General features: G+C 57.7%; 10 protein-coding genes. 8 read left to right on the top strand and 2 right to left on the bottom strand.

The genetic code is table 11. The annotated features are described in order from the left end of the window. Positions 1–302 precede the first annotated feature (302 nt). The 4 genes from FQB27_RS13925 to FQB27_RS16730 all read left to right on the top strand — a co-directional run bounded on the left by FQB27_RS13925 (position 303) and on the right by FQB27_RS16730 (position 14,084). Positions 303–3,497 (top strand): hypothetical protein, encoded by a 3,195-nt coding sequence (locus FQB27_RS13925; protein ID WP_169561666.1) that lies wholly within the window; start codon positions 303–305, stop codon positions 3,495–3,497. Between the two features lie 11 nt (positions 3,498–3,508). Continuing rightward, the gene (locus FQB27_RS13920; protein WP_169561665.1) at positions 3,509–8,839 is read left to right on the top strand and encodes a hypothetical protein; all 5,331 of its coding nucleotides are present in this window, start codon (positions 3,509–3,511) and stop codon (positions 8,837–8,839) included. Continuing rightward, the gene (locus tag FQB27_RS13915) at positions 8,836–11,607 is read left to right on the top strand and encodes a hypothetical protein (RefSeq protein ID WP_169561664.1); all 2,772 of its coding nucleotides are present in this window, start codon (positions 8,836–8,838) and stop codon (positions 11,605–11,607) included. Before FQB27_RS13920 ends, FQB27_RS13915 begins: the two co-directional genes overlap by 4 nt. Before the next feature lie 140 nt (positions 11,608–11,747). Further along, positions 11,748–14,084 carry a YecA family protein gene (locus FQB27_RS16730; RefSeq protein WP_169561663.1) on the top strand — a complete coding sequence of 779 codons (2,337 nt, stop codon included), beginning with the start codon at positions 11,748–11,750 and terminating at the stop codon, positions 14,082–14,084. 909 nt (positions 14,085–14,993) lie between these two features. On the opposite strand, the gene FQB27_RS13905 is transcribed toward FQB27_RS16730, so the two are convergent. Then, positions 14,994–15,173 (bottom strand): hypothetical protein, encoded by a 180-nt coding sequence (locus tag FQB27_RS13905; protein ID WP_169561662.1) that lies wholly within the window; start codon positions 15,171–15,173, stop codon positions 14,994–14,996. Positions 15,174–15,338: 165 nt separating this feature from the next. Between FQB27_RS13905 and FQB27_RS13900 the strand changes: the two genes are divergently transcribed. The 4 genes from FQB27_RS13900 to FQB27_RS13885 all read left to right on the top strand — a co-directional run bounded on the left by FQB27_RS13900 (position 15,339) and on the right by FQB27_RS13885 (position 19,374). After that, positions 15,339–15,986, top strand: coding sequence for a DUF2659 family protein (locus FQB27_RS13900; protein WP_169561661.1), 648 nt, complete (start codon positions 15,339–15,341; stop codon positions 15,984–15,986). 56 nt (positions 15,987–16,042) lie between these two features. Then, on the top strand, positions 16,043–17,386 hold the full coding sequence (locus FQB27_RS13895; RefSeq protein WP_169561660.1) for an outer membrane protein assembly factor BamB family protein: 1,344 nt from the start codon (positions 16,043–16,045) through the stop codon (positions 17,384–17,386). A gap of 9 nt (positions 17,387–17,395) precedes the next feature. Beyond that, entirely contained in the window at positions 17,396–18,730 is a 1,335-nt protein-coding gene (gene der / locus FQB27_RS13890; protein WP_169561659.1) for a ribosome biogenesis GTPase Der, read from the top strand. A 242-nt stretch (positions 18,731–18,972) separates the two neighbouring features. After that, positions 18,973–19,374: a hypothetical protein gene (locus tag FQB27_RS13885; protein WP_169561658.1), complete on the top strand. Its 402-nt coding sequence runs from the start codon at positions 18,973–18,975 to the stop codon at positions 19,372–19,374. Between the two features lie 68 nt (positions 19,375–19,442). Here the strand turns inward: FQB27_RS13885 and FQB27_RS13880 are convergent, their stop codons facing one another. Next, positions 19,443–20,498 carry a hypothetical protein gene (locus FQB27_RS13880; RefSeq protein ID WP_169561657.1) on the bottom strand — a complete coding sequence of 352 codons (1,056 nt, stop codon included), beginning with the start codon at positions 20,496–20,498 and terminating at the stop codon, positions 19,443–19,445. Positions 20,499–20,569 lie beyond the last annotated feature (71 nt).

The raw sequence follows: 20,569 nt of genomic DNA, 5'->3' as shown, positions 1-20,569 counted from the left end.
GTCCTTTGGATTTCGTACGAAACAGCAGGGGCGGCGTAATGACTTCCGGGACAGTAAATAGTGATGTATTGGAGTGTCTTGAGGCGGCGACGGTTGAGTTGGCGTTGGTCCGGTTCATATATGGATTATTCGAAACCCCCATTCCAGAGACAGCGGGGCAACAGTTTGATCCATATACAGATCACACCCTGTCGTTCTCCCCAGGATTGCGTACCCGAGATGATGGACAATTAGGAGATACAACCGGTTTTATCGAGCTTGGCCTGGACGTCCCGGACAACGGACGGTACTGCTGGGAGCTTATGAAGGGCGGAAAATGTATCGCCAAGGTTGAGGCATTAGGCGACGAGAAAGTCAGACTGGTTGCCTCTCTTGGGGGGCATTATGAGGTCTTTTTACGCCGTTTGCCTGATGCCCACATTGTTTGTGTGTACCGGGTGTCTTTGCCGCAGTTTGTCTTTGTTTCCGCCGATTTGGCGGATATTGCCTCTTCACTGACAGGGCTTTCCATTCCGGCAGACCGGCAGGCGGATGTCTGGCAGGCTATCCTGAAAACGGCCAAACCGGTTGCGCATCATATCCTGCGACCTGCCAATTTCCGAATGATTTGGCCCGGAGATACAATACCGGAGCCGTTCAATATCCACGAAATCGATCCTGACAGGACATTGGCGCCAAGGGCACCGCTTTCCTATGAAAACGAGAGTACAGGCAAGGTGGAAGGGGTTTATCTGGCGCCGTCAATGGTGACCATTGCCGCACCGGATCATTGTTTGGCGAAAGCTTCCGACATTATGGCGGCTTTAACAGAGGCGGTACAGAAGTCGGCTTTGGGATTGGCGTCCGGGCTGGCCCTGAAGATGCTGCGCGAACTTTTCGGAGCCCGTTTGCCAGAGATGGAAGCGGGCATGGCGGACCTGCCAAAGCGCTTTGAGGATGAGCCTGACTGGGGTTTTGATGGATTTCTTTCTGCACTGGGGGTCGGGATGCTTCGTATGGGCTTCGGGGCAATGTCCTATTCTGGGGACCCGCTTTCCGGTGATGCCGGGGGCGAGGTTGATCAGGCGCTGAGGACGTTGGCCGCCGGGGTAGACTGGTCGGACGACACAGCCGAGAGTTACCAGCGGTTCATTGCGGCGGCAGGGCGCATGGTGGGGGTCTATGTTGCCCGTGCGGCGGCGCGGTTGCAGAATGTACCGGTTGAGGAGGGCGGGCACCAGATTGATCAGGAGGATGGGACGGTTCTTGTCTCGGGCAACCTGATGGCGGCGCAACCGGCAGAACCGCTGAAAGATATTCTGGGTCTGTGGCGGCCTACCGCCGAGGCCGGACCTCGCGCAGTAACGGAGCTGATCCCGGACTTGCAGGATCAGTCGCAACGTGCGCAGCAGGTGGCTGGCGGACCGATCAGTGTTGATCCCCGGTTGCCGGACCCCAAGCGTTGGGTTGATCTTGTTGCCTTGGAAACGGTCCCTTTTCGTACGGGCCGGCATCTTGCAGGCCCAACAAGCAAGTATGATGTTCTGGCGGGCATTATTTCCGATGATGCGCTGGATTACCTGAATGCGGCTTTCGGCCTTCTTCCGACCGCCTATGGCCCGTTTCAGTTCCTGCCGGGTGACAGGGATCGTGCAATTGATGAAGCGGATACCGGTGTTCCCGTCTATCAGGGGACGGCTCAGCCGGATAAGCGTCCTGCGGATGATCTGATTGCTGTACTTCAGAATGACCTGAAGGCGGTTGGGATTGATTTGGGGCTTCAGGACAAGGGCTTTTATGCCTATCGGCGTTGGAGCAGCGGCAAGCAGAAGTATGACGGCAAGGCAGGCGATCGGCCTGCAAGTGACGGTGGGGAGACGTTGAGAAAAGCGCTCAAGGCCGGGAATACCGGTTGGGCAGTGCGGGAGTTTCAACTGGCGTCTCGCTATCCCAATCATGTTGCGGAACGACTGGACGCAAAACCGCATTACACAGACCGTCTACATGTGGTTGCCCGGCACAATGATACGTCCATTGAGACGCGCGTTGCATCGAATTCACCTAGTAAAAATGTGAACGGTGAACTGCGGCTTTGCGAAGCTGAAAACCTGCGCCGCTGGCGGTTCCAGCGGTTGCGATACCCGGTTGTGGTCGTTGCGGGTTCTAATGATGACCCGCATGGTGTGGCTATGGAGAAGAAGAAGATAAGTGATGAGGAAACGATTACGATCCCTAAATCCCCTGTAGAAAATCTGGTGCAGACGGATCAGGCCCCTTCTAATGGATATCGTATGTATGTGGTGGACCGGTCCGGCTATTTCGGGGCGGATGATCAGGCTCAAGTTCTGGCATACTATGGGACTGGTGGCTGGGGAGGGCCGGCCAGCGGTAAAAATCACCCGACTGTTGATCTGACCCCGGACAATATCCTTGGTGTGCCGGCGGCGGACTGGAGACCGGGGACACCGGGGCCGGATGAAACGGAAACAGAGCGGAAGGAGCGGGAGCGGCGAGAGCGGTTCCTGAGCGCCTTCCGGGTGCTTGCTGCCGTCGGGGAGGTCGAGGCTCGTGGTCATTTTGACGGTTTAAACGCTTATGACAGTTCGGTCTTTTCATATCCGACTTTCCATCACACATTGAGCTTGCCGGGGAGTGAACTGAATAACAAGGCCCGCCCAGGCCTGATGTCCCCCCTTATTCGTTGGTTGCAGGCGCCAGATGACGTTTTTCTGAAAAGTATTTACCCGGATGTCACGGCCGATACATTGCCTGATTTTCCATCCCCGTATCCGTCCGAGCAGTCCGAGGTGGAGGAATTGCGAGGGAAGCTGAAGGACAAGCTGGCGGCAATTTATCACGGAGCCTTCGGGGGGTTCGGGGTGGGGGCCAGCGAGCTGGAACAAACCTCAGAGAGAACAGGAATTGTGACGATTAGCGGCTTGACCGAAGTGGAACAGGCCGACGGGACGAAGATTGATTTGAGTGCGGATTGGAATAAGCAGAGCTCTGCACAGCAGCGGAGGCAACAAGCCGTTTACCAGTCTTATATGCAATGGTTTCGGACATGGCATTGGATTTATCGGTTTATTGCGCCGTTGCGGCAGGATCAGGCATTGCGGGCCGTATTGTTCGCGTATGAAATGGATTGGATCAAGCGCAAATTATCGGGTGTCACGAATGACTTTCGAACGGAAAAGGGACGGGCGGTCTATGTCCGGCTTGCGGTTCGTGGATCTCCCTATTTCAGTGTGGGGGACGCCGTGGCTGCTGTCAGAAGGGTCCGGGGCAGACGGAATATCGCGATTGATGAGGCGGCGGCGGTTCTGAACGCAATACAGAATTTGGCCAATCGGGAAACGGATGCGGAAAAGAAGGGAAAAATTCTAAAGCTGCATGAAAGCACCCAAAACTGCCGGGACTATAGTGCCACCGATATTGGCGCTCTTTCCACCAGCAATCAGTCCGTCACGGTTTATGAAGAAGTGCGCAATGATGTGCTGCGCCGGTTGGTTCTTTAGGGGAGGGGCACATGAACAGAACGCATATTCTTCGCAATCTTGGTTTCCTGTCACAACTGGACAGGTTTCTGCTGAATGTTCCCGCTCTAGCCGCGCTGACGGATTTTGCGCAGATCCAGTTCATTGTTGAGAAATGGCAGGGCGACCGGGTCACCCTTCACGGTGAGGTGATACTGGACACAGAAAACGCCGTTGAACTGTTAGGGGTTCAGGTTGTTTTCGGGCAGGTGGTTGGGGATCCTCTTCGTATCCCGTTTGTGATCGAAACAGCCGCATTTCCGGTTTATGCCGTACTGACGGCGCTGGCTGTTGCAAGCGGACAACTGGATCTGGAGGCCGTGGCCGAACAATTGGCGGACGAGGATTTGCAGGACCCGGACGAATTGTTCCGCCGTTATGATACTGATTTCGGGGATATTACCGTGTCGTTTGGTCCGGTTCCGGTGCAACTGGTCATTGGCGGTGACTACCTGACGGTGGGGCGGCATGTCACCGATGCTACCGGTCAGTCGGTTGCCGTGGAGCCTGATCCCGCCGCGGGACCGCTTCGCATTCCGTTGGGGAACGCGACGGTGACAGCGGGCCGGGCGGGGCTGGCTGTCGGGTTTGACGGCGAAGACAGTTTCACGCTGCCGCCCTTGATGCTGGATGGAACAGGGCTGGCGATCGAGTTGAAGGCGCTGACGGTAAAACTGGCCGATGGGCCTGTGCCGAACAGCGTGGCCGCCTTGGGAGCAGATAAGGGGTTCGATGAAAGCTGGCGCGGTGTTTTCGCAGAGGAGGTGACGGTTTGGAATTTGGATCGTGTTTTCCCCGGCGGTCCTGAACAGGATGCCGCCGCCGCAGCGCATGCCCGACTGACGGCAACAGGATTTGCCATTGATGCACGGGGATTGACCGGGACCGTTGGCTGGCAGCGGACGCCGGCCGCAGGGGACGTCCTGTCCCTCAAAACCGTTGAAATCGGGTTCGATCGGACCTGGTACCCCCTGACAGCAAAGGCAGGGGGGCAGGTTTCTCTTGATCCGCTGGACGGGGGGATCGTCGGATATGAGGCGCGTCTGGAACTGGACCCCTTTGCCGAGGTGTCAGCGCGGTGGCGTTTGATGCTGGCCCTGACAGACCAATCGCCGGGGGGGCCCGTTGTTGCCATCGATAATCCACCCGCTGCCCTTGGCGGAACCCTGACGGCCGCCGCAGCGATGCTGGGGGAAGGGGATCTGGCGCTGCTGTTTGGGGCTTTGTCCGCCGGGCAGGCCGCAGATTTGCTGTCGTGGGATCGGCTTGCCCTGACGCAGGCGACGATGGAGGGTACGCTGCGGGCGGATGGGTTTGACCTGTTGGCCAGTCTCGGCTTTGAGATGGATGCTGAATTGCAGGTGATGGACGATCCGGTGCCGTTGTCGTTGATGGCGGGGGATGTAAAACTGTCCTACCGCACTGGCGAGGGGTTCAGCAGCGACTGGAAATTGAGCGACCGTCTTGATCTGGCGGTCCCGCTGGATGTGGATATCGGGGGGCAGGCCACTCTTGAGCGGCTGACACTCCGGCGCCGGGATGATGGTGCGCTGGTCATTGAGCTTGGGGTCGAGACTGACGGGACCGGGGATCTCATGATTGGCGGACTGCCCAACGTGGTGTCACTGGTCTATCACCCCGGTCCGCCGCCGCGCTTTACGGTGGAATTGAAGCGGGACGGGCAGGAACTGACCCTGCTGGTGCCGGGTGTTCTCTATGCCAAGGGATCGTTGCAACGCAGTGATGAAGCGTTCCCGCAGGTCGGGGAATTGTCCTGGGGCGATACCTTGCGGGCGGCTCTCACGGCCTATCTGGTCGGGGACGGACGGGCAACGCTGCCAAAGCATCATCTGGAAAAGGAATATTATCTTTTCGCGCTGGATTTTGGCTTGCTGACCTCGACGCGGGAAGACGGATTAAAGGCCCTTGTGCTCAGTGGCGATTTGTCGTTCAAGCCGGGGATTCCGCTCGGGGCAACGGGGACCGCCCTTTATGGCATGGGGTTGACCTATGCGCAGAATGCCCGACCGGATACAGAGGATGGTGATTATCCGGGATGGTTCCTGCGGACAGATCCTGCCTTTACCACCCATGCTTCCAAATGGTTGCCGAAAGGGGATCATTGGGGCTTTGGTGCGTCGGTTTCCCTGGGGTCGCAACCGGATGACGGACGATCGTGGAATGTCACCGCCGGTCTGTTTCTCCTTTTGCCCGGCCCGGTGATTGGCATTACCGGAAAGGGATCGCTTTTTGCGCCGCCTCCGCCGTTGCCTGCCGGTGGCACAGGGCGAAGTGTAAACGCCCCGTTTGCCGCTGCGATCTCTCTCGACCTTTTGAATGATCGCCTGAAAGCCGAACTGACGGCGGACATCGAGGTGGCCGCCGGGGGAACCAGTCTTCTGGAACTCTATGTCCCTGCCAAGGTGGATGCCAGCCTGGGGGCACCGCTGGACATGTCCCTGTCTGTGGGGCAGTACCAGCCCATGGATGCGCGGGTGGTTGGCAAGGCCCTGAGCCTGTATGAAGTGACCAGCTATATCATGGCCACCACGCAGGGAATTGAGGATTTCCCGCAGCCGGGTATCAACCTGCCGGGCTTTGCCATGGCCTATGGTGGCAGTGGGGGACTGTCTGTCGGTTTCTCCTCGGCGATTGCGGAACTGAAACTCAGCGTTCACGCCGGCTTTGATCTGGGGGTCAGTCTGGCCAGCCCGCCCATGATGGTGGGGCAGGTCTTTATTGACGGCAGTCTGGTCGCCCGTCTGGCCTGTGTGATGGTGAATATGGGTATTCGGACAGAACTGATGGTGGTTGCGCCGGATCCCTTTGAATTGAGTGGCAAGGCCCGGATCAGTGTCGGCCTGCCGTGGCCGCTGCCGGATATCAATTTTTCGGGTGATTTCAGACTGGGGGCGAAAACCCGCTGGCCGGATGATTATCATTACCCCGACAACCCGATCAGTGACATTTCACTATTCCCCCGCCCGCAAGGGACCGCCCAACTGTTTCAGGGAGACAGTTTCGACGGTCAGGTAATTGATGAGGCCGGTGCCGTTACAGGGGTTCCCGTCGATGCTGGCCTGTTGGTTGCTTTCCGTACGTCGGTTGGAAACCTGCATCCTGTTGTGGGGGATGTGAAGACACAGGCCGATGATGCGGCCGACCCGGTTTGGGAGGTGGCAACCACTGGCCGCACGAATGACGGGCGCACCGTTCGAAACGGATGGCGGCACATTGTGACGGATATCCGTATCCGAGAGGCCGGACAGCCGAAAACCATACCGGGCGGATGGGCCTTCAAGGGGGTTGCCGGAACGACGGACGGGTCCGTCAATCAGGCAAGCGGCGGTCAGGCGGTTCGAAACACCCTGACATTGATGGCACCGCTGGATGCCCCCGTGGAGCGACGGTATGGCACCGGCGCAGAGGTTCTGGGTGAGGCCATTGCCAGTTGGCGGGCCTGTGAAATCGTACCCAGCCCCAAGGAACTGGGCGTTGCGCATACGGTGCCCGATCCAAGGACCTTCGGGATAGAACGGCTTCTGCCCCGGTCGCCGGCTTATCTGTTGGCGGACCAGTGGTACAGGCTGAAGCGGCATGCGCCAGAACCGGGGCCGGATATCCGTGTCAGCTATCAGCCGCCGAGTGCGGGGAATACAGCTTTTCTGGCCAACTTTGACCTGTTGCGGTCGATGATTTTGACCCGGCCGCAAGACCTGCGCTTCCGGGTGCCTGCGCCGCTGCAAAGCCAGAAGTTTGTCCTGACAGTGCCAACGGCTGTTTTCGCTCGCGACAATGATATGCAGAAGGCCTTTCAGCGCGGTGCCGGCATGCAGGCGCCTGCGGGGGTGCTGCAATTGCATGTTCCGGCAGGGGGGAATGGGCGATCCATGTATTTTGCCCTTCGGCGTGGGGTTGTTCTGGACGTCCGGGATGAGAAGGGAGCCGGACTGGAGGTTGAGGCCATTTTCAACAGCACGCTTGTTATCAATCCCGGCGAAATCTGGGAGGTCCGGCGGCTGCACTTGCCAGTGGGTATTGAAACCCTGAATGTCAGTGCCTTCCAGTCCAGATCGGTCGGGAACGGGACGCTGGGTTTCTACGGAGCGCTTATGCTTGGCGCGGAATGGTATATGGATTTCCAGACCCGTCAGGAGGCGGTGCAGCGCAAGCAGGAAGCAACCGTGGAAATGATTACGGAACTTTGTGGGCAGTCAGCGAATTGGTCGAGCGGGGGGGCCGCAGGGCTGTTGCAGCCTGATACCGACTATGAAATCGAGGTCACCGTCCAGACACATCACGCCCGGCAATATGATGACGGGCCGCTTGAAATCGCAGCGGAGTTCAAGACATTTACCCGCCGGGGCCGGTTCCGCACAGAGGCAGATATCAGGCATCCCTTGCGAGGGCGCAGTCCGGCACCCGTTTGGGCCCCTGATGATCCGGACCCCTGGGTGGTGGATACCGTTCCGGCAAGGGGGCAGTGTCATTATCGGCAAAATGCCCTGCAGGTTGCCTTTGCAGATGCCCTGACCGCAGGGCGGATTGCCGCCCACCAAAGGCAGTTGCAGTTGAAGCTGACCCATGAGTCCGGCCAGTCGCTGCAGGAACGGGCCGATATCCTGCTTTCTGAAAAGAAGGAGGAACTCTCCCGGTTGCAGGACATTGTGTCCGACTATCTGGAGGGACAACCCTGCCTGAACCTGCAGGACCCTGTGTGGATATCCTTGATCCACCGGTTCAATACCCTGCTGGAGCCGGGTGCGTATCTGGCAGAGCTTGTAGCGGGGGACGCGGCGGGGCAGCGCCCTGCCGTCACGCTACATGAATGGCGGTTCCTTGCGTCTCGCTGGCTGACCCTTGAAGATCATATGGAAGCCCACGCCGTGAAGCCGATTCCCGAGCCGGGTATCGCCGCCGAGCGAATCCTTCACATGTCCGGGCGTCTGTCAAACGGGGCGTTCTTCCGCGAGGATGACGGTTTGCTGGATGGATTGCTTTATGAGGATCTGGGGCTCTCTCCCTTTGCGTCGCCAGACAGCCCGGAGATGCAGATCAGGGTTTTTGAGGATGGAGTTGCAGCCATCCTGCTGGATGGGCCGGAACCCCTTCTTGGGGAGGAAATGCAGATAGAGGTCCGCCAGAATGCGCACGTTCAGGCCATTTCCGCCATCGTGTCCAACGTGGCACGGACGCGGGCGCTGGTTTGCATGACCCAGCCCATTGCGCCGGGCCCGATCACCCTTCACGTCACGGCTGAGGGCCGGCAGCATGTGCTGCAGGCCAATGTCCCGGAACTCAACGAATTGCTGGAGGCACTATGACCAAAGTATTGGCTGATGCCGGTTTGTTATCTCTGTCCGCCCTGCCGTTGCAGGCCGGGGCAGATGCAGCCTTGCCCGCAGGCACTCATTTGCGGTGGCATCTGTCACCGGAACTGGGTTTCCCTCATGCCGGGTTCCGTGTCCGCCGCCGTCCGGCACCGACATGGCCGTGGAAAAAGAGTGAGGCCTTTCGGGCTCTTATAACAAGGCATAATGTGGCAACCTCGGCGGCGGGGGTTCATTTGTCCAATCATCCGCTTCGAATCGAACAGGCGACCGTTACCTCTGATTTCGGCTTGCGAAGTGAACAGGGCAGGCCCATGCGATTTGTCTATGAACAGCGCGAACGGGAGGATCCCGTGTTTCAGCCGTGGGTGCGTTTCGCCGTCATACTGGAGGGTGGCAGCAAGGCATTGGCGGCAATGGTGCGCATGCGCGGGTTCACCCGGCGCGGGGACAGTACCGTTGAGGTGGCCTCGGTCCGCAAGAGCTTTCGGCGGCTTGCACCCGTCGTCTATCGCGGCGCTCTACGCCGGGCCATTTTTATCAGCGCCGCTGAATTACAGTCCGTATCACTGCAAATCGGTCGGGGGCTGGTGGTGCGCGAAATTCTCTACTGTACCGCCGACCACCTGCATCAGCAGCGGGATTGGGAGGATCTTGCCATCCTGCCGCCGCTCTGCCGGGAAGGCACGGCGGATGTGGTCGCGCCGGATGATCTCCGTCAAATGGCGTTCGAACGGTTGCGAAACATGCGCCCGCTAAAGCGTCCCGCTGATCCGGCGGCGCCGGGCACAGGACGATCCCTGTCCATGCGCGATCATATGCTGTTCGAGAAGGCCGTCCTCCGACAAGCCGAAAAGCTGGCCGATAGCCAGACAAAAGCATTCCGGCAGGAAATCGAAGAGCGGATTCCCCCCGGCCAGATCCTCCTCAATGATGTGGAGGCAGAGCCGCTCAGGAATGAAGACGGCAGGGAAGGGGAAATCGGTTTTCCGTTTTATGGTCTGCTGCAGGCCGGGGCCTTTGAAAGCCATATCTCCGCCTTGCTGGGGCTGGGGTATCGGGATGAGGACAGCGCCGAAGGCGGGGTCTGGGACTATGGCGTGGATGCGGTTGTCTCCTCCATGTGGCTCTACATTTCGCAATTAACCCCGGCCATGCGGGAGGCCATGAATCTGGTGCGTCTGCCGCCGCAGCTTGTTGCGCACGGCCCCAACGCAAAAGTCTGGGGCGCCGTGCCGAAGGGGTTCCGGCGCGTTTTCGCCTGTGCGCTGGATCAGAAGGCGGGGCGCCCTGCGTCTGTTCCCGTGCCGGGGGTGCGCGCGCAGGCGATTGACGACCCTACCGGGAACCCGGTTCAGGCGGCGGTGGCCGTGACGGTCCTGCCCAACAGTCACGCGGTTCGCCCCTTGCTCTGGCGAAAAGACGGGCGGGCTGTGCATCCGTTGTCTCCCACGGATCCGGTCTCCGGCTTGCTGGTGCCTACATTGCAGAATGGCCAGTTGCATCTGAGCGCGCGGGACGCCAGCCTGACGGATTATGGAAACAAAAGGTATCAGGCTGCCAATATGGACATATTCGGTCGGGCCAGCGCCATTGCGACAACCACCTGCCGGGTGGAGGACGAGGTGCCGCCGCCCGCACCGGCCTCTCTGGAACTGGTGCTGGGGGATCCCTCCGCCGGGAACGAGAAACATTTTCCGAAGGCTCAGTCCCGGTTCCGCTGGACCAATGCCATGGCTGCCGCGGCCCCGGATTTGCGATACCTGCATATTTACTGGCGGTCAGGCTATGCCGAGGCAGAGGAGATCATGGCTGCGCGGGATGGGCATCTTCGCATTGACTGGCCGCTGCCGCAGGGGCAAAGGGTCGAGCGGGACGCGGAAGGCCTTACCCTGATCAATGACCTGCCGCTGGATACCGCCCGTGACGGATATCGGCGGCAGGTATCCGCCCTTTGTCTGGCAGAGGATCAGGCGGGTAACCTGTCTGTTCCCTCGCAGGCCGTTCAGGCAATTCTGGTGGATGAAATCAAGCCGACACCGCCCAAGCAGCCAGACGATGTACAGTGGAGCACATGGCCCGATGCCGTCGGCGAGGTTCGCTGGCGCTGTCGCTGGACCTTACCGGACGGGGCATCCGCAGCGCGGATATCAAGTGCCTCGGAAACCCGCCTTCTGAACTTGGCCGGTGTGGACAAACAGACCCACTATCGCCTCCCGGATGCGGACCGTGCCGAGGCCCTGAAGCAACTGGCGATTACGCTGCCGCAGGCTTTTGTGCCCGAGGCGCTGGGCTATCCCGAAACCGTTACGTGGCATGACGTTGTGATGAAAGCGGGCAGCCGGGATTTCAGGGTGGTTGTCACCGAATTTATCGGTGCGACCGGCCAGAAGGCCCCGTGGCCGGATAGTCCCGAATATTTCTCCGTTATCCGGGCGCGGTCGCTGGAACCGTTGCCGGTTCCATCATTGACGGTGGACATGACAAACCGGCAGGCCAGCATCCTCCCGGCGTCAAATGGGCGCGGTACTGTTGAGATTTATGCCATCCATTCCCCCGCGGATATTGCCAGAATACCGTTTCAGGCACCGATCGGAACCATGGAGGTCTCACAACTTTCCAGCCTGTCACACCAACCTGCCCCCAACCCTGATCCCGATCCTAACGCCGCTCCCCGTTGGGTCGGCTATCTAGCCCGTCTTGCCCACCCCGACGGCCGACACTCCGACTATTCCCCTCCCGTCTGGCGAGAGATCCGATAACGGGGGTGGGGCCTTAGGAGGACAGTCGGGGCAAGCTAATTCTAGGAGTTTCGGAGATGTTTTGGAGGAAGTTTGTAAGTGATTTGATATTTATGATTACAAATAAGAATCAAGAGCCCCAGAAGAATAGTGAGGTATAAATGTATGGAGAAGAAAATAGAAAGTTGGCTGCGACTTCTTCGTTAAAAAATATGGAAGTCATTGCAGCCGAAATGCGTGAGTTGATTGTCTCAATACCTCCGCTTGATTTGCTCGGCTATATCTACGCTCAGCTACTGATAGAGCCGAAGGAAACTGGATACGCCCCCAAAGGGCAACAGCATTTGAACTCCCCTAGCGATTTAAAAAACCAAACACAGTTCTTACTTGAATACGTACACGCGGTTCTGGCATCTGACGCGGAGCCTGTAGATATGATATTCGATGAAGCCCGGTGCAATCAACTACTTGAACTTGGTATAAAATTGAGAGAGCAGGCCATAGTCTTTGCTATGGCCACTTCCGCAGATGCTAGAGGTGGTATCTTTGGCCCTAGTACAGCCAAAATCGAATTTCACGCGAAATCTGCTTGGCTCACAATTCGTGGAAATCGTTATCAAGTTTTGGAGGGTGAGTTCTATAATTACGTTCTAGCTCCTCACAATGATGTCTTGGAGGAAGTGTACGGTATTGGTTCTGCAGAGGTTGCAGAAGGCTTTCAAGAGATGGCCGAATCCATGCGCTCCGGAATTTTGGATGCTGCAACAGTGGCTATGGAGGATTGTAAGGCAGTGCAAGCCTTTTCTCTAGCGCAAGGCAAGTCTATGGAAGACGTTGTTGAGGTTTGGGAAGCGTCCAATCCGGAACACTCAAAAGCGGTCGAGGAGGCGATCGATGATATGTTTCGCGGTGGAGTTGCTAATGTAAGTCGTCACACGAAGTTACCATCAACGCTTTTAGCGGACTTGTCGTACCGGCGCGGAGAAGATACCGAGTTTTTTGCAGCGGGGGATTTTGTAGGGACACCCTATCGGACACTGCCAGCACGTAAGAAACCCCTAATTCAGATTGGGTCAGATTACTACGCGTTAGACTTCTGTTTTGCGCGCGATGCGGGATATCGTGCACTCCTCTATAACCTCCTTCAACGAAAGCCGGATTACAAAAAGACCTTCGAGGAGCGCCAAAAGGCGATGAGCGAAGCTGCCTTTGTCGACATTCTGTCCGCCCAGCTTCCGGGAGCGACGGTTCTGCAGGAGGTGTACTACAAGGATCCGATCAGCAAGCAGTGGTCGGAAAATGATACACTCATCTTGATTGATGACGTGTTGTTCTTAGTTGAAGCCAAGGCTGGCGCCGCTGCCACCATTGCGTCGCCAGCACTTGATTTTGACCGTCACGCTCAGTCCGTACAGGACTTGTTTCTGAAGGCATACAAGCAGTGTGAGCGATTCTTCAATTATCTAAATTCTGCAGATGAAGTGCCTCTCTATCACTTCGTGGCGGGAAAATACCAAAAGTGTGCGAATGTACGCTGCGCGGACTACCGTGTGATGGTGCCAGTTGGGTTAACGGTCGAGTCATTCTCGCCCTTCTCCACGTATTGCAAGGAATTGCCGCAGGTTGGTCCTCTACTTGGCAAGCATGCCTTCGTTTCACTTTCAATTGACGATTTGTTCGTGCTCAAGCGACTTTTGCCGACACCCGGCGAGTTCATTCATTATATGGAGGTTCGGCAAAACTTGGCAGGGATGAAGGGGGTTCGTCTCTACGACGAGTTTGATCACCTAGGTGGATACTTGATGCAAAATCGCTTCGATCTGGACCTTGACAGGATGTTAGGGGCGGGTAAAGCGAACATGCTTTTCTTGGATGGTATGAGCGATATCGTTGATAAGGCTTTCGAGGGAATGAATTGGAAAAATGAATCTTTTCCAACACAGGACATCCCGGAAGAGATGCGGAAGTTGCTTGGGGCACTGGACGCCACTCGATATCCGGGGTGGCTTGAAGCGGAAAGCCATATTCGTGATCTGGGGGAGGGGGGGCGCAATAACTTCGCAAAAATGTTATGTGATTTTCGTCAAACCTTGGAGCAGCATCCTTTTTGTTATTTTACTCTCTATGGTGAGGGGGAGCCACTTTTTGTTTGGTTGCAGAAGTCTGGCCACCAGATTGATTGGCCTCAGGTCAACGATAAGGCTAGTGCAGTTGCACTTGCTACCAAGGCTTCTAAAGTTGTCGGGCTTGTTGCAGAAGTAGAGGTTGATGGAGTTTATCGTCGGGCAGAGGCTTTCGAAGTCCGCATACCTGCAGGGAAGACGGGGGGAAACACCCATATCTACGAAGATGCAATGAGAATGGCGAGGTCGGACCGATTGATCAAGCTTAACCGCTCAACCGAAACCTTCTCGCCCGTTAAAAGAAAGAAGGTCGGGCGAAATAGTCCGTGTCCCTGCGGTAGTGGTGTAAAGTATAAGAAATGTCATGGTCGGTGAGTGCGTTCATGCCGTGTCAGTCGAATTGACTGGTGGCGGGGATGTCCAGCGTGGCCGGTATTCCGTTAAAGTCATGAAATTAAAGTAAACATTCATCGGGGCCGGATTGGCGGTGGGAGATGTTTATTTTGAGGGCATGATATGCTTGAAATTTTCGCGGTTTTATGCCATATATTAGTCATTGGCTGATGTTCCGGTTCGGGGTTGTTTTTCGGTTACGGAAAGGCAGTTTTCCGAGGATTTCCGGGGCACAAAAGCCAATCATAACGATGCCAAGTGCATGTCGTGCCATGGGTGCGGGGTGCAGACCGGATATATGGATGAAATTTTGAGGACGCCCATTTCGGCGCCGCGCGGAAAACAAGGACATCCCGTCTGGTGAAGGTGAATTGGCACCGCGGAGGTTGAAAAACCGCTTCACGCCTGTTTCAGGGTGAGGGGTTTCGAAAATCTTTTGCACGCCCAGGGAGGAGCCCTCGGACGAAGTTTGACGCGTCCACCCCATGGGGAGTTGCTCTATCTTCTGTCTCCCATCTCCCATCTCCCTCCGTCCCGCACCCCTAGTCCTGCATCCTCTGTCTTGACCAGTTGATTCCGCACTCCATCGACGCAATTCATTGGCTACACCTTACCTGCGCCGCTCCTCCCTTAATCATTTTATCGAAGTCGTTCCGCCACGCTCAACCGGTTTGTCGTAACTGCCTTTATGCAAGTTCTTTCCGCCTTCCTGTCAGGTTCCCGTCTTCGCGAGCCGCTTTCCCAAGGCGCTTTTCCAAGCCGCTGGCCCGGAAAAGGGGGCGGCTTCAGGAGGCCGGTGCGGGTGTTGTTGTCTTTGGTCGCTTTTACCGGCCATGGGGCGTGGGTATGGCGAGGTATGGCGTTGCGCGGTATGGCAGCGGCGCGGGAGGATCAAAGAGGTCCGAGAAGGGTATAGAGGATGGACGCGCCGAAGGCGATGGCGAGCCACAGGGCGATGCTTCGCAGCAGGGCCTGCCGGCTGGAGCGGCGGGCATAGTAAAGAACGCCGGGCAAGACTAGAAACGCGACCATGATCAGGGCAACCAGCCGCAAAACCTGATGTTCTTCCATTGTTTTTCGTCTCCCCCTCGCTGGAAATCGGTTTTGTGCGACTAGCCTACAGGTAAAATCGCCTTTTTTATGTCGAAATTGTCGGGCACCACAGGATCAGTGTTTGCCATTGCATATCAGGCGGTTTATTTTATCCCGCAAATTCAAGCGATACTGGAGTTTTTTGTGTCCGATATTTTCAGCGAAGTGGACGAGGAAGTCCGCAAAGACAAGTCCCTTCAACTGTGGAAGAAGTACGGTAATTTTGTCATTGGCGGTTCTATCCTGATTGTCGCGGCAACGGCGGCTGTGGTCGGGTGGCAGAATTATCGCCAGTCCGAGGCAACTGCGCAGGGCGACCAGTTCTATGAAGCCACCGTGTTTCTTGCTGACAAGAAATTCGAGGATGCCAGTGCGGCCTTTGCGGATCTGGCCGAAAACGGCAATGACGGCTACCGGGGTCTGGCCCGCCTGCGTCAGGCAGAGGCCCTGATGTCCGCTGGCAAGGGCGCCGAGGCGCTGGACGTGTATGATGCGCTGGCCGCCGATAGCGAAGTGGGCAAGGAGTTTTCCAGCCTTGCCCGTATTCTGGCCGCCTATTACCTGCTGGATAACGGCAGCACGGACGATGTGCGATCCCGCGTCGAGGGCCTGACCGAGCCGGGCAGTGTTTTCTTTGCCAGTGCGCAGGAGATTGTTGCCCTCAGCTATTTGAAGGATGGCAACCGGGACGAGGCGCGTCGCCTTCTGTCCGCACTGAAAGAGGATGCCGCCGCACCGCAAGGTGTCAAGGCACGGGCGGAAGAGGTCCTGAAGGCAATCGCCGAGGGGTAAGCCTGTCCCGGACCGGGACGGTTATGCAGAGCATGAATTGAAGAGTGGGGCCTGTGGTGAAGAAAACAGTCGCTTATGCCGTAAAAACAGCATCGATCGGCGGAATGCTGATCGTGCTTTCAGCCTGTGAAATGCTGCCTGACTGGCTGGGCGAGGCGCAAGCACCGCCGCTGCCGGGGGAGCGGATTTCCATTCTGGCGCTGGAACAGTCGCTGGAGCCGGATGAAGGTCTGTCCGACCTGACCGTTCGGCTGCCCGGGCCTTACGTGAACGAGAACTGGCCCCAATCCGGCGGAACGGCCAGCCATGCCATGCACCACCTGACACTGGCCGATGACCTGAACGAGGTCTGGCGCGTCAGTATCGGGCAGGGGTCCGATGATGAAAACCGGGTGACAACCGCGCCGGTCATTGCCGATGGCCGCGTGTTTGCCATGGACAGTGAAAGCCGGGTTCGCGCCTTCTCGCAGGAAGATGGCAAGAAATTGTGGGCCGTCAACCTGACCCCGCGCGGGGAAGAGGATGGCGTCGTTGGCGGTGGGGTTTCCGCTGAATATGGCCGGGTTTTTGCGTCAACCTCCTATGGCGAGGTCTATTCCCTTGATCCGGAAAGTGGCGGGATGTACTGGAAACAGGATATCGGCGCGCCCATCCGTTCCGCCCCGACCATCGCCGAAGGGCATGTTTTCGTCGTTACCTATGACAGCCGGGTGTTTGCCCTTGATGTGCTGACCGGTGAGGTGGAATGGTCCTATGAAGGGGGCATGGAAATTACCGGCCTTCTGGGCGCGGCCAGCCCGGCCGTTAGCAGCGGCACGGTGGTTGTGCCGTTCTCATCAGGTGAGCTCTATGCCCTTCGGGCTGACAACGGAGAGCAGGCATGGTCCGACCAGTTGCAGGCTCGTCGCCGGTACAGCTCCCTGTCTTCCATTTCCGATATTGTCGGTTTCCCGGTAATCGATCGCGGCATGGTGTTCGCGGCCAGTTATTCCGGCCGGATGGTGGGCATTGACTTGCGCTCCGGTAACCGTAAATGGGTGCAGGAAATCTCAACCACACAGACCCCGTGGGTTGTGGGCGACTTTATCTATGTGGTGACAACGGACGGTGAGTTGGTCTGTCTTTCCCGCAGCAACGGCCTGATTCGCTGGGTCCGTCCGCTGGGTAAATTCGAGGACCCGGAAGAAAAATCAGGCCTGATTGTGTGGGCAGGGCCCATTCTTGCAAGTGATCGTTTGATTTTGGTGTCCAATTACGGTATTGCGGTGTCTGTTTCCCCCTATGACGGTAAAATTCTGGGGAAAGTGGAACTCTCTGACAACGCCTCTATTGCGCCCGTCGTCGCGGGGGGAATGTTGTTTGTCTTAACGGACGATGCCCAGTTGGTGGCATATCGCTAGTTTATAAAAATGTCTTTTACAGTTGCAATCATTGGCCGACCCAATGTGGGAAAGTCGACCCTGTTCAACCGTCTGGTCGGGAAACGACTGGCGTTGGTGGACGATACGCCGGGCGTGACCCGGGATCGTCGTGAAGGGGACGCCCGGATCGGCTCGCTTAAATTCAAGGTGATCGACACCGCCGGTCTGGAAGAGGCGTTCGACGACAGCCTTGAAGGACGGATGCGACGCCAGACGGAAATGGCGCTGGAAGAGGCGGATGTGGCCCTGATGCTGTTTGATGCCCGGGCGGGTATCACGCCGCTGGATTCGCATTTTGCCAACTGGCTGCGGAAATCCGATGTGCCGGTGATCCTTGTCGCCAACAAATGCGAGGGCAAACAGGCCGAGTCGGAACTCTTTCCCGCGTACAAGCTGGGTTTGGGCGATCCGTTACCGTTGTCTGCAGAGCATGGCGATGGCATGGGCGAACTGTTCGATGCGCTGCTGCCTTATGAGCGGGAGATCGAGCCGGAAATCGCCGCCAAGGACCGGCCGCTGGCGCTGGCCATTGTGGGCCGCCCGAACGCGGGTAAATCCACACTGGTCAACAAGATCATCGGCGAGGAACGCCTGCTGACCGGCCCCGAGGCCGGTGTGACACGGGACGCCATTTCCGTTGAATGGGAATTTGACGGCCAGAAGATCAAGCTGGTGGACACGGCGGGTATCCGCCGCCGCGCACGGGTTCAGCAAAAGCTGGAGAAACTGTCCGTTGCGGACAGTCTGCGGGTGATCAAGATGGCCGAGGTGGTCGTTCTGGTTGTCGATGCGGATGTCTCCTTCGAGAAGCAGGACCTGACCATTGCCGCCCACGTGATCGAGGAAGGGCGCGGCCTTGTGGTTGCTGTCAACAAATGGGATGTGGTCAAGGACCGGCAGGCCATGTTGAAGCAAATCCGCGAGAAGCTGGAAATTTCCCTGCCGCAGGTGCGCGGGGTTCCGGTGGTCACCCTGTCCGCATTGACGGGCCGGGGGCTTGAAAAACTGCTGCCGCAGGTGATCGAGGTTTACCGCCTGTGGAACAAGCGGATCAGCACTTCGCAGCTGAACCGCTGGCTGGAACATATGCTTGAGAAGCATCCGCCGCCAATGGCGAAGGGACGCCGCCTGAAGATCCGGTATATGACGCAGGTGAAATCCCGTCCGCCGACCTTCTCGTTGTTCATGTCATCACGGGGTGAACTGCCGGAATCCTATATCCGCTACCTGATCAACGGGTTGAGAGAGGATTTCAACATGCCGGCGGTGCCAATCCGGATTTCGCCGCGCACCGGCAAGAACCCCTACGCCAAGGATACCTGATCGATCCTTGCAAAGAACAGGACGCCCCGCATTGCCGGGGCGTCTTTCGTTTTGGGGCCGGTTTTTGTATCTCCCTTGCGTTGGCCCTGCATCGCCCCTGAAATCCCCATCCGTCAATCCCCCGATCATCCTTGTGCTTTTTTCGCGGCCCCCGGAAAACATCTTTTTCATATTCAGGAATAGGTGTATTAGGGAATTCTTGATTGTGGGCGCAGGGCATGATTGCAAAAGGGGGAAAGACAATGGGACGGAAACTGGGTCTGATCTATATCCGGCTGGCCATTTTATGGTTGCTGGGCGGTATGATCTTTGGGACATGGCTCGGCATTACCGAGAATTTTCAATATTCCAATCCGCATGCGCACGCCAATCTGGTGGGGTTTGCCGTATCGGCCCTGTTTGGCCTGATACTGGCGGTGTATCCGGCTGTGGCTTGCCCCAAACTCGGGATGCTGCAACTGGTGGTCTATCAGGTGGGGGCGGTCCTGCTGGTGGCAGGCAAGGTGGTGGTCAGTGATGATCCGACCAATGTGGGGCTGGTCGCCACAGGATCAATCGTCACCATTATCGGGACGGCCCTGTTCGCGGTGATGCTGTTTACCGCGGGACGGCGAAAAACGACGGAAGCCGAAGCGGCCTCCTAGCGGCTGAAGGGCGGCCATTCAGGGAACAGGGGCGGAATTCAGCGGATCTGAGCATCCGCCCCGGTGTCTCAGGCTGTCAGACGGCGGACGGTCCAGACCAGCTTTTCATCATTTACCTGTTCCATATCCAGGGTCATCATCTGGCGATGGGACCGGATGGTCCCCAGCCACAATTCCTTCCAACAGGCGAGCAGGATATGCCGGTCCTGACCGGACAGGCCGCGCAGGACCCGAAGGCCTGTATGCTCAAAGCTGGCCTGATTGTCGTTCTGGCCGGGCAGGGGGCGGACCTCGTCACCCATTCCTTCCATCATGGACATCAGGTAGCGGGCCGCATCTTCCGGGGTGCCGTCCGTTGCTTCCACGATCTTGGCCGTTTCAGGATAATATTGCAGGCCGATCAGGCGGGCAGCAAGGCCGCCAAGGGTGCGGGTTTCCTCGGCGCCGATCACGGCGGCCAGTTCGGCAAGCCCGTTGCGGATATAATCCATGGCATAGTTCCGGTTGGCCTTTTCCAGCCGGACCTCGTTCCATTCCTGTGCCGGGGGGGCGGGTTGGGCGGCCGGATCGAAGGGCGGCGGTAATTCCCCCTTGGCGAATTGCAGGCGCTCCTCGTCCGTCAGGTCGTGGTCATATTCCTTGAAATATCCGCAGAAGCCGAACTCGCCAGTCATGTCCTCGGATACACAGACATAGCCAAGGCGCGGGTTCTTGAGGGACACACCGTTATGGGCATACCAGCCGCGCAGGAACCCCCGGCTGACGCCAATGGGCACGCCGCAGATAGTGGCCCCGTGATACATCCAGCGGGGATAGCGGAAGCGGACCCATGCTTTCTTGCTGTTTTCTTCCATATACTCGACGGGGACACCGCCGATGGAGTTGGAGAGAACGTGATACTTGGCGCAGGCCACCGCATCGGGTTCGTTTCGAAGGCCCAGTTTGTCGAAGCTGCTGAGGAACTTGTCCAGATGCTGGCGCCGGAACAGGCGGAACATCCAGTCTTCCATTACATCCGGCCCCTTGCGGGTGGAAATCATCAATTGCAGGCCCAGCAGATAAGCGTGGTGAATTTCTGCCTGTGCCTTGATGGGGGATAGGGAGGGAGAGGGCGTGGTTGTCATGGGCGGACCTTCCATTCTTGGAATGTTGTTTTGTCCGCATTGTAGACCGCTTCCCCGAACAAGGAAAGCGG

The sequence above is a fragment of the Sneathiella chinensis genome, from assembly GCF_012720115.1.
In the GTDB taxonomy this organism is placed as follows: Bacteria; Pseudomonadota; Alphaproteobacteria; order Sneathiellales; family Sneathiellaceae; genus Sneathiella; species Sneathiella chinensis.
This window is presented reverse-complemented; position numbering and strand designations above follow the sequence as displayed.

Excerpts from the sequence above, each read along its gene's own strand:
- FQB27_RS13925 (WP_169561666.1), top strand. The coding sequence starts at position 303 with ATGAAGGGCGGAAAATGTATCGCCAAGGTTGAGGCATTAGGCGACGAG.
- FQB27_RS13920 (WP_169561665.1), top strand. The coding sequence starts at position 3,509 with ATGAACAGAACGCATATTCTTCGCAATCTTGGTTTCCTGTCACAACTG.
- FQB27_RS13915 (WP_169561664.1), top strand. The coding sequence starts at position 8,836 with ATGACCAAAGTATTGGCTGATGCCGGTTTGTTATCTCTGTCCGCCCTG.
- FQB27_RS16730 (WP_169561663.1), top strand. The coding sequence starts at position 11,748 with ATGTATGGAGAAGAAAATAGAAAGTTGGCTGCGACTTCTTCGTTAAAA.
- FQB27_RS13905 (WP_169561662.1), bottom strand. The coding sequence starts at position 15,173 with ATGGAAGAACATCAGGTTTTGCGGCTGGTTGCCCTGATCATGGTCGCG.
- der (WP_169561659.1), top strand. The coding sequence starts at position 17,396 with ATGTCTTTTACAGTTGCAATCATTGGCCGACCCAATGTGGGAAAGTCG.
- FQB27_RS13885 (WP_169561658.1), top strand. The coding sequence starts at position 18,973 with ATGGGACGGAAACTGGGTCTGATCTATATCCGGCTGGCCATTTTATGG.
- FQB27_RS13880 (WP_169561657.1), bottom strand. The coding sequence starts at position 20,498 with ATGACAACCACGCCCTCTCCCTCCCTATCCCCCATCAAGGCACAGGCA.